General features: G+C 53.0%; 9 protein-coding genes. 2 read left to right on the top strand and 7 right to left on the bottom strand.

The features are described from left to right. Nucleotides 1-60: 60 nt before the first annotated feature. The 4 genes from LGT44_RS08655 to LGT44_RS08640 form a co-directional block, all read right to left on the bottom strand. The gene (locus LGT44_RS08655) at nucleotides 61-3,129 is read right to left on the bottom strand and encodes an efflux RND transporter permease subunit (RefSeq protein WP_230331671.1); all 3,069 of its coding nucleotides are present in this window, start codon (nucleotides 3,127-3,129) and stop codon (nucleotides 61-63) included. Nucleotides 3,130-3,131: 2 nt separating this feature from the next. Next, nucleotides 3,132-4,235 carry an efflux RND transporter periplasmic adaptor subunit gene (locus LGT44_RS08650; RefSeq protein WP_225691765.1) on the bottom strand — a complete coding sequence of 368 codons (1,104 nt, stop codon included), beginning with the start codon at nucleotides 4,233-4,235 and terminating at the stop codon, nucleotides 3,132-3,134. A gap of 250 nt (nucleotides 4,236-4,485) precedes the next feature. Then, nucleotides 4,486-5,187, bottom strand: a complete 702-nt coding sequence (gene cobB, locus LGT44_RS08645; RefSeq protein ID WP_225691766.1) for a Sir2 family NAD+-dependent deacetylase — start codon at nucleotides 5,185-5,187, stop codon at nucleotides 4,486-4,488. A gap of 2 nt (nucleotides 5,188-5,189) precedes the next feature. Continuing rightward, complete coding sequence (locus LGT44_RS08640) at nucleotides 5,190-6,338, bottom strand: patatin-like phospholipase family protein (RefSeq protein ID WP_145469501.1); 1,149 nt, start codon at nucleotides 6,336-6,338, stop codon at nucleotides 5,190-5,192. Between the two features lie 229 nt (nucleotides 6,339-6,567). Between LGT44_RS08640 and LGT44_RS08635 the strand changes: the two genes are divergently transcribed. After that, complete coding sequence (locus LGT44_RS08635; RefSeq protein ID WP_230331672.1) at nucleotides 6,568-7,197, top strand: riboflavin synthase subunit alpha; 630 nt, start codon at nucleotides 6,568-6,570, stop codon at nucleotides 7,195-7,197. 75 nt (nucleotides 7,198-7,272) lie between these two features. Here the strand turns inward: LGT44_RS08635 and LGT44_RS08630 are convergent, their stop codons facing one another. Next, entirely contained in the window at nucleotides 7,273-7,512 is a 240-nt protein-coding gene (locus LGT44_RS08630) for a glutaredoxin family protein (RefSeq protein WP_225691769.1), read from the bottom strand. A gap of 23 nt (nucleotides 7,513-7,535) precedes the next feature. Here LGT44_RS08630 and LGT44_RS08625 point away from each other — a divergent pair, with 23 nt between their 5' ends. Then, the gene (locus LGT44_RS08625; protein WP_230331673.1) at nucleotides 7,536-8,297 is read left to right on the top strand and encodes a sulfite exporter TauE/SafE family protein; all 762 of its coding nucleotides are present in this window, start codon (nucleotides 7,536-7,538) and stop codon (nucleotides 8,295-8,297) included. Between the two features lie 3 nt (nucleotides 8,298-8,300). On the opposite strand, the gene LGT44_RS08620 is transcribed toward LGT44_RS08625, so the two are convergent. Further along, nucleotides 8,301-10,781 carry a hybrid sensor histidine kinase/response regulator gene (locus tag LGT44_RS08620; protein WP_145469505.1) on the bottom strand — a complete coding sequence of 827 codons (2,481 nt, stop codon included), beginning with the start codon at nucleotides 10,779-10,781 and terminating at the stop codon, nucleotides 8,301-8,303. 108 nt (nucleotides 10,782-10,889) lie between these two features. Further along, nucleotides 10,890-12,809, bottom strand: a 1,920-nt coding sequence (locus LGT44_RS08615; RefSeq protein ID WP_230331674.1) for an Ig-like domain-containing protein, incomplete at its 5' end; no start/stop codon positions are given.

Here is a 12,809-nt window from a genome sequence, read left to right as displayed (position 1 = left end):
CACGGTGTAGTACCCATAAAAAAACCTCCATACGGAGGTTTTTTTATGTCGGTTGATTCATCAGCTTTTCACTGGAGCCTTAATGCCATGACTCATGGCGTACAACACCGGTACTACACCCAGCGTCAGTACGGTGGCAAAACCAAGGCCAAAGCTGATAACCACGGCCATAGCGCTGAAGAACGGATCAAACAACAGCGGTAACATGCCGAGGATGGTGGTCAGCGCTGCCATGGTTACCGGCCGCAGACGGCTGACCGAGGCATGAAAAACCGCATCGTATGGTTCCCGGCCTTCGCTCAGTTCGAGCCGGATCTGATCAACCAGAACGATACCGTTTTTAATAATCATACCCGACAAGCTGAGAAAACCGAGCAGCGCCATAAAGCCGAATTCAGCGCCCAGTAACAGCATGCCGGCGCTAACGCCAATAATCGCCAGTGGTACACAGGCCCAGATTACCAGCGCACTGCGCATTTCGTTAAACAGCAGCACGGTAATAATAAACATCAGCAGATAGCCCAGCGGCAGTGAGGCAAACAGACTTTGCTTAGCCTCGCTGGACGATTCATATTCGCCACCCCAGCTCAGCTCGTAGCCGGGTGGCAGGGGGATGGCTTCGATCTGTGGCTTCAGGCGCTTAAATAAACCATCGGCGGTGATGTCAGCGTCCAGATCCGGATCGGCAAAGACACGGATGGTACGCTTGCGATCACGGCGGGCAATGATCGGATCTTCAAACACCACATCAAAGTGCTCAACCACCTGACCGATCGGAATATAACGGCTGAATACGGGGCTCCAGATCTGCAGGTCGGTGAGGCCATCGATATCAAGCCGCTCATACGCAGGTGGGCGCATAATAATCGGTTTTAGGGTGGTGCCTTCACGGTACAGACCAATACTTTTCCCGGAAAAACTGAGCTGCAACAGATCGTCCATATCCTGTTTGGAAATACCGGCGCGGCGGGCATTTTCTTCATTAAATACCGGGCGAATCACTTTCTCGCGTTCGCGCCAGTCGTGACGGATATTATCGGTGTCAGGGTCTGCACGCATAATCTGTTTGGCCTGCTCGGCCAGAATACGCAGCTGTTCCTGGTCTGGCCCGGCAAAACGGGCCTCAATTTTAGCGGCACTGCCAGGGCCAATCTGCAGGCGTTTGAATTTCACAAAGGCATCCGGCATTTCTTTTTGCGTCCAGCGGCGGGCATCATCAATTAATGCCGGAATCTGTTCCCGCTCGGCAGTACGTACCATAACCTGAGCATAGGCACGGTACTGCCGCTCCGGTGCGTAGGTCAGCATAAAACGCAGTTCACCCTGACCGACCGTGGAGGAGGTAAATTCCACTTCTTCTTTTTGCTGAAAATAATTTTCCAGTGCCAGAGCCTGCTGTTGTGTTGCGCGGATATCGGAGCCTTCGGGCAGCCAGATATCAATCAGGAACATCGGTGTGTTGGATGGCGGAAAGAAGCTTTGTTTTACAAAGCTGTAGCCATAGATCGCAATAAACATAGCAGCCAGCATCACGCCCATGGTCGTTCCGCGGCGCGCTAACATCAGGCTCAGGGTTGTACGATAAATATCGTACAGAAAACCGTGGTAAGGATCGCTTTCCGCATCCGGATGCTCTTCTTTGTTAAACAGCAGATGACAGAGAAAAGGCGTTAGGGTAATGGCGGTAATCCAGCTGAACAGCAGGGAAATCAGCAGCACATAAAATAATGAACCAACAAACTCACCGGTTGAATCCGGTGATAAACCGATAGGTGCAAAGGCGGTAACGGCAATGACAGTGGCACCTAATAGTGGCCACTGGGTTTGCTGCACAATGTCGTAAGCGGCGCGGGTTCGTGACAGGCCTTTTTTAATACCCACCATAATGCCTTCGGTTACGACTAGTGCATTATCGACCAGCATACCGAGAGCAATAATTAACGCCCCCAGCGAAATCCGGTGCAGCTGAATATCCATGACCTTCATGGCGATAAAGGTACCGAGAATGGTCAGCAACAGAATAATGCCGATGATAATACCGGCGCGCATGCCCATAAACAGCAGCAGTACAACAATCACAATCAGGATGGAGGCCAGAAGGTTAAGTACGAAGCCGGTGGAGGAAGCATCCACCTCGGCTGGCTGGTCGTACAGTGTGTGCAGCTCAATTCCTAATGGACGGTTAGCATCCAGTACTGCCATTTTCTGCCGTAATTGTTCACCGACAGCAACAACGTTAACACCGCTGTTAAACGCGATACCAATACGCAGCGATGGCATACGGTTGTAATTTGTAAGGTGGTCAGGAACTTCGGCAATGCCTTCAGAAATATTGGCAATATCGCGTAAATAAATCAGTTTATCGGAGCCTGCCTGGCTGACCAGTAAGTCGCCGAGTTCCTGAACGGAGCGGAATTCTCCGGTTGGGTGAATGCGGATATATTCGTCGCCGATACGGATATGGCCGGCATCCTGTACGGTATTCTGCGTCTGTAATAACTGATACAGACGCGATAGCGGAATGCCTAGGTTGGTCATGCGCTCACGGGAAATATCAATAAATACCTGTTCCTGCTGAGTGCCGGATATGGTGACCTTGGCGATGCCATTAAGCGTCGATAATTCACGCTTGAGATAATCGGCATAATCATTCAGTTCTTCGTAGCTGTAATCGTTACCCGACAATGCCAGCAACACACCGTACACATCGCCAAAATCATCCATCACAATCGGAGCATTGGCACCGGGTGGCAGGGACGGGGTTTTATCATGCACTTTACGGCGCAATTCATCCCAGATCTGCGCCAGCTGATGGGATTTATAGGTGGGTTTAATCACCAGATGAACCTGGGAAAAACCAGCTTTGGAAATAGAATCAACATGCTTGATATAGGGCAGTGCCTGAATGGCGCTTTCCAGTGGTGCGGTAACTTCTTCCTCCACCTGTAGCGCGCTGGCGCCGGGGTAGTAGGTAATCACCATGGCTTCTTTAATGGTGAACTGCGGATCTTCAAGACGGCCCAGCCCTAAATAGCTGATGGCTCCGCCGACGAGCAAAATGGCCAGCATCATCCAGCTGGTCGTGCTGTGCTTAATAAAGTAGGTGGCTGAGTTCTGTGGCTGACTCATGCTTAAAGACCCCGTTCCTGAATCCAGGGGCGGATACGCATCCCTTCATGGGCCTGATGAACACCAGCGGCGAGAATGGTATCGCCTGGCTGTAATCCCTGAGTGATTTCCAGCCCTGCGGTTGACAGCTGGCCGATTTTTACAGCGCGTGTTTGCAGGGTCATATCAGCTGTTACTATCCACACCATCGCCTGCGAACTGCCATCGGCCTGCTGTTCGCCCTGAAAGACTGCCTGGGGTGGGACAATCAGGTTCTGGCTGCTCTGGCTCAGTACTTGACTCAGATCCACATGCACGCTGGCACTCATCCCTGGCAGTAAATTCAGCGAAGGCGGACGGGGCAGGGTCAGCGTGATGGTAAAACTGCCGGTCGCCGGATCGGCCTGAGCCGTATGCTCTTTATAGCTGGCGCGGAAACGCTTGCCTGGCAGGGCCTCAAACTCAACATCCGGCTGATAGTTGGTGTTTTCTTTTTTGGCGATATGCGCCATCAGGTTTTCCGGAATCTGTAAGCGAACTTCAAGCTGATCCTTGGCTTGCAGCATAACCAGGGTTTTACCGGCGGCCACCGGCTGATGATTATCGGCATAGACTTCGGCAATAACGCCGGAAAACGGTGCTTTTAAGGTGGTGTAAGACAGGTCTGTGCGGGCGCTGGCCAGCGCCGCTTTACTGATATCCAGTTCGGCTTTGGCCTGATCAAACTGTGACTGGGAAATCTGCCCCAATTCAAACAGGTCTTTCACCCGCTGAAACTGTGACTCCGCCAGTTCATAGCGGGCTTTACGGTCATCAACACGCAGCTGGTAATCGGCCGGGTCAAGGCGCGCTAATACGTCTCCCTGGCGCACTTCTTTACCGGCCTGAGCCGGCAGTGTCAGCAGTTCACCACTGACGCGGAATGCCAGTGCAGCACGTTCGGCGGCCTGTACCTGAGCGGGAAAGCGTCGCAGCATTGTCTGGCTGGCCGGGCTGATCTGGAAAACTTTAGCCGGATGAACCACGGTAGCAGTTGCACTGGCCTGTTGCTCAGAGCAGCCACTGGTAAGCAGTAGTGTTAATGCTGCAGCGGGCAGCAGCCACAAAGGGCGGGATACATGGATCATGCGCAATTCCTGTTAGCGGGCTGGCGGGAGCCGGGCGGAATGAATGCCGGGATATCTTATTGATAAGCATGGCCTTTCATTACGGTTTGGCCAGTCTTGGAGAGGATTTTAGGCTAGTTTTTGTTTTGTCAGCAGATATGAAATCTGCAACCGATAATCCTGAATTCAGGACAATCTTCATTGTTTGCCAATAAATATAAGCGCCTTTAGGCCTCTTTGTTTTAAAAAGAGGATTAATTGCCGGCAGACACTACAGCAGCCGCTGCAGGAAGGAGGGGAGTGTCCGGCCGGCCTGGCCGTACAGGTGCTCGGCAAAGGCATCTTCGGTATTCGAAGGCTCCAGATTGATCTCTACGGTGTGGGCACCGGCCCGGCGGGCGATGTCGACAAATCCGGCAGCCGGATAAACATGGCCTGAGGTTCCGATACTCAGAAACAGGTCACACTGCTCCAGCGTGGCGCAGATCTCATCCATATACAGTGGCATTTCACCAAACCACACAATATGCGGTCGCAGAGTAGGCCGCTGGCAGCAGGGACAGAGAATATCGGCACTGATATCGCCTTTATGTTCGATGATCCTGCCGCTCAGCAGACAGCGGGCTTTGTTCAGTTCGCCGTGCATATGCCGCAGGTTACGGCTGCCGGCCCGCTCATGCAGATCGTCAACATTTTGAGTAACCAGCAAAAATTCGCCAGTAAAGCGCTGTTCGAAGTCGGCCAGAGCCAGATGAGCAGGATTTGGCTGAACCTCGCTCAGCTGACGCCGGCGGTCGTTATAAAAACGCTGCACCAGCTGTGGATTGCGGGCAAAGGCTTCGGGTGTGGCAACGTCCTCCAGACGGTGGTTTTCCCACAGTCCGTCAGCATCACGGAAGGTGCGGATACCGGACTCGGCGGAGATGCCGGCACCGGTCAGAACAACGATGCGCTGGAATTCGGATGTCTTCATGGTCAGTCGTGGAAGTGGTCGGCAAAAAACGCACGGATTTCGTCTTCCCGTGCACAGGCATCCTGAAAGCCAAGGTCAATCAGGCTCTTACAGAAACCACGGGAAAACAGCAGATAACTGAGAATACCGGAGCCGTTCTGGCTGGCATTACCACTGCCGCCAAGGGCGAGTTTTAATGCGCGCGGTATTTCGTTTGCGTGCTGGCCGGCAATCTCATCAATCGATTGGCTGGGATTAATCTCCAGAAGCTCGATGGCCTTCAGCTCCATACCTTCTTTTTTCCGTACCGATTCCGGAATTTTTTCGACGGTACGGTTTATACGGCGTAAGCGTTCAACATCGGTTTCCATGCTGTCAAGGAAGGCGGCATTGAGCATATGCCCCATAATTTTGGCCGGCGATGGATAAGAACTGCTTTGCGGGCGCTCTTTGCGTTTGTGAGCGATACCGCTGACACCGATCACCATGATTTTTTCTGCCCCCAGATGCAGCGCCGGGCTGAGTGGCGCCAGCTGACGTACGGCGCCATCGGCAAAATATTCGCGGTGAATTTTGACCGACGGGAAAATCATCGGAATGGCCGAAGAGGCCATCAGGTGATCCAGGGTGATGCGGCTGCGGATGCCAACACGGCGCTGACGCTGCCAGTTATTGATGCTGTAGTGGCCCTGAAAAAAACTCACGGACTCGCCGCTTTCCAGGCCCGAGCAGTTGACGGCAATGGCGTGCAGTGCACCGCTGTCGATAGCCCCCTGAATATTGTCGAACTTCACGACTTCGGTCAGCAGTTCACGCAGAGGCTGGTTATTAAGCAGAGAGACGGTATCGTTTTTATAGCCCCGGCCAATCAGCAGGCTGCGGGTAAGGCGGGCAAGTGAGGCCGATACTCCCCAGAAGTCGGTGCGGTAGATCTGGTCGCAGCTGAAATGCATCCAGATACGCTCAAGGTGTTTGATTCCCATGCGGTAATTTTCGGCATAGCTTGCGAGGGCGACACCATTAATCGCACCGGCTGAAGTACCGGAAATAATATCAAAGGGATTGTAATGACCTTTAGGCAGAATTTTGTGAATCGCTTTTAACACGCCCACCTGATAAGCCGCCCGGGCGCCGCCGCCGGAGAGAATTAATCCTGTTTTTTTAACGTCCAAATCCGTGTCCTGCTGTCTCTGGGTGTCTCTGAATTATTTGTCTGCGCCGGGTTTTTCTGGTGCGTAGCTTTCGGAAAACGCTTTGCCGACGAGAGTCACCGGTAAACCGGCCTCTGACGTGCGACTTTCCGCCGTGCAGTGTTATCACCGGCTCTATCCGTGATTTCATGCCTTCTTCTGCAGCGAGTATAGTGCATAATGCGTTTTTCTGAGTTGGCTGGAGAGACTGATGTTCACCGGTATTGTGCAAACCAGATTGCCTGTGGCGGGACTGGAGCGCAAAGAAGATTTTGCCACATTCACTTTTGAATTCCCGGAAAAACTTATGACCGGGCTGCAAATTGGTGCATCCGTTGCCATCAATGGTACCTGTCTGACTGTACGTACTCTGGAGCAGGGGAGGGTCAGTTTTGATGCCATAGGGCAGACACTTAAGGTCACCAACCTGGGGGATCTGCAGCCGGGCAGTGTGGTGAATATTGAGCGGGCAGCGCGCTTTGGTGACGAGATCGGTGGCCACGTGTTATCCGGCCATATCATGGATCAGGTAACCGTGCTGGCAGTCGATGATTCCGCCAATAACCGGGTGGTATGGATGGCGCGCCCGGCGCATCTTTCGCCTTTCCTGCTGGATAAAGGTTATGTCGCGCTGAATGGCTGCAGCCTGACCATTGCTGAAGTAACAGACGATCGTTTTTGTGTGCACCTGATTCCTGAAACCCGTGATGTAACAACCTTTGGCATGGTACAGGTGGGTGACCGCATTAATGTGGAGGTGGACGCCCAGACTCAGGCGGTGGTGGAAACCGTACGTCGCCTGTTGGCTGATCCGCAGATGAGTGCTCTGTTGTCCCGTTAAAGGGGGTGGTTCTGTGACAATAACCGGCCGCGTCGTTATCGTCAGCGGCCGGTTTGGCTGATCGCTGAGGTGGACTCAGCGGCTTTGTAAAAAGCGGATAATATCGGCCGATTCGAACATCCAGGTATCTTTGCCGTTATCAGAAATCAGTAGGCAGGGCACGGTGGTCCGGCCGGTTGCCGCATATTGTTGTTTACGGAATTCCTGATTGGTCAGCACATTGCGTTTTTCGACCTCGACCTTTACGCCGGGCAGTGCACGCAGCACACGCTGGCAGAATGGACAGGCGTCGTAGTAGTACAAAGCGTATTTCATAAGTTTCCCCAGATGAACTCTGCATGGATTATATCGAACAAACCGCACTTTTTCTGATCGCAATTGTAGCGAATTGGTTTTCTGCGCTGGCTGGTGGTGGTGCCGGACTGATTCAGCTGCCAATACTGATTTTTATGGGGCTGCCATTCCCGCTGGCGCTGGCAACGCACAAAGTGGCGACGGTTGCGCTGGGCGTTGGTGCGACCGCCCGCCATTTGCGTGAGCATCATCTCGATCGCCGGATTTTGCTGCTGATCGTCGTGGCTGGTGTGCCCGGCGTGATTGGTGGGGCCTTGTTTATTCTGGATGTGCCAGCACGTCAGGCTGAGATTGCCCTGGGCTTACTGACTCTGTCACTGGCGCTGTACTCCTGGTTTAAGCCGCAGCTGGGTTTGCATAAAGACGGGCGTAACCGCAGTACGGCCGGTTTTGCGGTTGGTGCACTGGTGCTGTTACTGATCGGTTTTGCCAATGGGGCGTTATCGGCCGGCAGTGGTTTGTTTGTCACCCTGTGGCTGGTGTACTGGTTTGGACTGGATTACAAAACCGCGGTGGCGCAGACACTGGTTGCGGTCGGGTTAGGCTGGAACGGCAGCGGGGCTCTGACTATGAGTGCCATGGCCGAGGTGCAGTGGAGCTGGATACCGGCACTGGTCGCCGGCTCACTGGTGGGTGGATATCTGGGTGCTCACACGTCGATTCAGGCGGGTAACCTGACCATTAAACGCCTTTATGAACTGGTCACCCTGATTGTGGGACTGAAGCTGTTGCTTGGCCCACTCTGATCATCAGCCGGGTTTCTGTGCTTTGGTTGTGGTGTTCAGCCCTGTTGTTTCATCCCGGCCAGCATCGGCGGGTAACCATTTCTGCACAACCAGACGGATCTGATCAAGACTGATTGGCTTACTCAGGTAATCGTTCATTCCGGCATCAAGGCAGCGTTGCTGATCGCCGGACATGGCATTGGCCGTGACCGCGATAACCGGAGAATGGCGCTCGCTGAGGTGGCTGGCGCGCAGAATCCGGGTTGCTTCAAAACCATCCATGACCGGCATCTGGCAATCCATAAAGATCAGATCGTAACGATAGGAACGCTCTGCTTTCAGCAGCTCCAGTGCCTTTTCGCCATTATCTGCAACATCCACTTTCAGTTGCAGACGGCTTAACATTGAATTCAGAACGCGCTGATTGATGGTGTTGTCTTCAACAACCAGAGCACGGCCGCGGATATTCTCGATAGGCGTTGTATCAACGGCTTCTACCCGGTTTTTAACCAGACGGACTTCACTGCTGCCCAGCGCCTGTACCGGCAGGTGCAGGTGAACCTGAGTGCCACGGTGTTTTGCACTGTTGATATTCAGACTGCCTTTCATGCAATGACAAACGGCTCGTACCAGTGACAGGCCAATGCCCAGTCCCTGAAAACGACGTTGATCGGAAGCATCTCCCTGACAGAAATAGTCCTGTACGCGGCTCAGCTCGGCTTCGGTCATACCGATACCGGTGTCACTGATATGGACATCGAGGCTGGTGTTTTGATCGTGTTGGCTGACGCCGACTTCAACACGGATCTGACCTTCCTGAGTAAATTTAACGGCATTTTCCAGCAGCGCCTTAAGTGCATGACGGATGCACTTAATATCGGCACGGATATGATTAGGCAGCCCCGGCTGCAGCACCAGCTCAAAGGTCAGATGCTTATCCTGACATTGCTGACGGACATAGTCGGCGGCGGTGCGGATCATCGGCGCCAGTTCAATTGTTTCCGGTGACAGAATACGGTTACCGGCCTGCAGCTCGGTATAGGTCAGAACGTTATCGACCAGATCCAGCATATCTCTGGCGCTGCTGCGTGCGTCCTGCAGAGAACTGAGCAGAGGCTTGCCATGTTCGTCGGCCGCAAGTTCCAGCGATCCCAGTATGCCGTTAAGTGGTGTACGGAACTCATGGCTGATTGTCGCAAGGAAATCATTTTTCAGGCGATTGGATTCAGCCAGCCGCACGGCCCGTTCTTCAAGTTCTTTTTTGACCACAGCCTCCGCATGATTTTTGGCCCGTTCCAGAATTTTGATACGGTCAGCAAGGGCAAAGGACAGTAATACGATTTCCAGAGCACTGCCGATTTTACTGGCATGAGTGGTCCACAAATTATTGGGTAAATACCCCAGCATCATGGAGATGGTGATCATGCCGCCGACAATCAGCGATACCCAGGCAATCAGGAAATAACGGGCCTGATGCTGTCCTTTGAGTAGCGACATTACAGAAGAATAGAAAACGGTGACCAGAAAAATGACCACTACAAATTTGCCGCTGCTCATAACGGTCGCGATATCAAAGACCAGTGAGCTCAGGCAGATAAGAGCTGACAATATCAGGCAAATACGCAATGCAATATCGGCCACGCGATCGTGGATTCTGGTCTGCAGGAAAGCACGGGTGAAGGCACTGCCAAAAACACCGACAAGACCGATGGTTAAGGGAACGGCCATTTGCTCAAGCCATATCCACTGTGGCCAGATAAATTGATAACCGAGGCCACTGGTTGCCAGCTGCAAGGCAGAAAATGAGGCGATATAGCCAATATACAGCAGGTAATTACTGTCACGGATGCTCAGCCACAAAAAGAAATTGTAGAGGAACATCACCAGCATCATGCCGTAATAAAGTCCCAGCCCATATTGCTCGTTACTGCGCTTTTCAACAAAGTGGGTAATTTCCCAGAGGCTGATCGGTACCTGCATGGAGCTGGTGGTCTGCACGTTGAGATAAACCGTCTGTTGTTTATCCGTGCTGAAATCGAGGGGAATAACAAAATTGCGGTGCGATACCGGTCGCTGTGAAAAAATATTCAGGTCCCCCAGCTCGTAATGACTGAGCTGAGCGCCGCCTGCACGATGGGTGACGGCATTAACCACATCCAGAAGAGGGTAATTAATTTCCAGCAACCAGCGTGTTTTTACACTCCGGCTGGCATCAATATTCAGCTTCAGCCAGTAAGCAGATTCCGTGAAGCCTTCATTAAAGGCGGCTTTGGGGTAAAGACGGAACGGGATGTTCTGCTCAAGAATATAGGGCAGGGATAACTGAGCCAGCGGATCTTCGAGATAATACAGAGCACCGGCGCTGTTTATCTGGCTGGTGTCATCGGTTAAATACAGTACCTCAGCAGGGGAATCTGCTGTGTTTTCGGCAGCAACCGGCAAAGCCACCGAGAACAGTGCCGAGAGACTTGCCAGTAATACAGTAAGAACAGCAGTACGCAGCATATGAGAATCTTTTTTATGCCGCTTCCCTGATTACAGACAGCCTGCGTAAGCATCCTTGCTATCTGCAACCGCTGTGCGGTCGATTATTTTTTCCGGGGACAGGTTCAATCAGAGGGTACCTGCCCGTGTAAACCGGTTCCTGAACGTGGCAATTATTGGGTATAGCAATAATAAATACCAGAGCGCACCACCGCCCGATGGACCACCGGAACTGACAACAATCACTTCCGTTACAGGCTGTGGGGCACTGGCAACCAGTGTCACATTGATGGTCTGGCTGCTGAATGTTGTATTAATAGTAGTCGCTATCTGATCAATATTGCTATGCCGGATTTGTAATTGCAGCGGTGTTTTTATACTCAGGTCACCCAACCAGTTGTAGCTGACAGAGGTGCTGCTGATGCTGTTCAGTGAAAGTACTTCCTGGCTGTCATCATCAAACAGCAGAGTCAGCTGCGGCAATTCAGTACTGAAATCGAAACCGCTGGCCTGAACGATGCCGTTAAGGCTGAAAGGCGACTGCAGTGCCGTCAGCGTCGCGGTTGCAGTGGTTTGTTCGCTGTCCAGATTCAGCCCGGCACTCAGATAACCATCTGCACTGATGTTCAGCTGCAGGCTCTCCTGAGGCAATTGCAGGCTGATGTTGCCATTGTTGTCTGCGCTGGCTGAAGACGGCAGCCCCCAAATTTCAAAACGGCTGTCGGCAATAGCAGCAATCGCGGTACTGATGGCTTGCGTACTCTGATCGCTGACGCTGATCAGTACCGTTCTGCCGGGCTGCAGTGCCAGTTCCAATTCGCCATCCGGCAGATTGCTGCCAGACGCGGTGATTACCGGCTGGCTGCTGCTACTGACCGCATTAAAGGTCAGTACCGCCGTGGCGGCATTGAAGTTTGCGGCATCATCGGTTGCGCTGATGGTGTTCAGGGTCGTGCCGTTGGCATCGCTGAAAGCAACTTCTGCTGAACTGCTGGACAGAGACAGCAGGGTAGCGGCAGGAGCACCTTCGACGGTAACTGTCTGGCTGGCCGACAGGGCCAGTGTCGGCGTTACATTGGTGATGACCCGCAGTGGACGTTCAATGTAATAGGTTGCGCTGAAGCCATTACCGTCGCTGACGGTCAGGGTATAGGTGCCAGCGAAAGCGCCACTGGTTGGCATGGCCAGAGAATAACGCTGAGTGCTGCTGTCGTAGCTGAGCAGGTTGTCCTGTTGGCTGCCATTGAAGAACACAGAGGTTGTCAGCTGGCCGTCACCGCCAGTGAGGGCAAGGCCGATTGAATTCAGCCCGGCGCTGAGAGTGTCACCATTACCCAGTGTGGTTTCATTCTGCTGCAGTTCGAACTTCGGTAATACGGTAATCGCCAGGATTGCGCTGTCGGTCAGCAGACCGTCGCTGACACTGAGACTGAGACTGGCGGTACCGGTAAAGCCGCTATCGGCACTGATACTGAGCTGGTCAGCACTGATGCTGGCTGAGACGCCAGCGCCGCTGCTGAGGATGCTGTAAGTCAGACTGTTGTTATCGGCATCGGTAGCGCTGAGAGTGATATCGGCGTTGGTTTCCTGCAGCAGGGTCAGCGCCGCCGGAGGATTAAACACCGGCGCCTGATTGCTGGCTGACAGCACATTTACGCTGATGCTCTGCGATGTTGTGATATCACCATCACTGACAGCGACTTCAACCATGGTGACACCGCTGGTATCTGCAGCCGGCGTCAGTGTCAGCGTGCTGCCGTTCAGGCTGCCGTCGATCTTGCTGCTGTCAAAACTCACCAGATTGAAATTCAGAGAGCCCGCAGCGGTATCAATATCGGTGGCGGTCAGTGTGATGGTCAGAATGTCATCATTGGCGATATTAACGTTGTCTGTGGAGGTAAACACCGGGGCATCGTTAACCGGATCTACGGTGACGTTAACACTGGTGCTGTCAGTAAGCGTGCCATCAGATACCTGTACCGTGATGCTGCCGGCACCGTTGTAGTCGACTTGCGGAGCAATGGTTAAGGTGGTGCCGCTGATGCTGGC

This window comes from Thalassolituus alkanivorans (assembly GCF_020447205.1).
Classification (GTDB): Bacteria; Pseudomonadota; Gammaproteobacteria; order Pseudomonadales; family Oceanobacteraceae; genus Venatoribacter; species Venatoribacter alkanivorans.
The sequence above is the reverse complement of the archived record's forward strand: the minus strand, read 5'-3'. Positions and strand labels throughout refer to the sequence as shown.

What these genes read in the sequence shown, in the direction of transcription:
- LGT44_RS08620 (WP_145469505.1), bottom strand. Translation starts at nt 10,781, where the DNA reads ATGCTGCGTACTGCTGTTCTTACTGTATTACTGGCAAGTCTCTCGGCA.
- LGT44_RS08655 (WP_230331671.1), bottom strand. Translation starts at nt 3,129, where the DNA reads ATGAGTCAGCCACAGAACTCAGCCACCTACTTTATTAAGCACAGCACG.
- LGT44_RS08635 (WP_230331672.1), top strand. Translation starts at nt 6,568, where the DNA reads ATGTTCACCGGTATTGTGCAAACCAGATTGCCTGTGGCGGGACTGGAG.
- cobB (WP_225691766.1), bottom strand. Translation starts at nt 5,187, where the DNA reads ATGAAGACATCCGAATTCCAGCGCATCGTTGTTCTGACCGGTGCCGGC.
- LGT44_RS08630 (WP_225691769.1), bottom strand. Translation starts at nt 7,512, where the DNA reads ATGAAATACGCTTTGTACTACTACGACGCCTGTCCATTCTGCCAGCGT.
- LGT44_RS08625 (WP_230331673.1), top strand. Translation starts at nt 7,536, where the DNA reads ATGGATTATATCGAACAAACCGCACTTTTTCTGATCGCAATTGTAGCG.
- LGT44_RS08650 (WP_225691765.1), bottom strand. Translation starts at nt 4,235, where the DNA reads ATGATCCATGTATCCCGCCCTTTGTGGCTGCTGCCCGCTGCAGCATTA.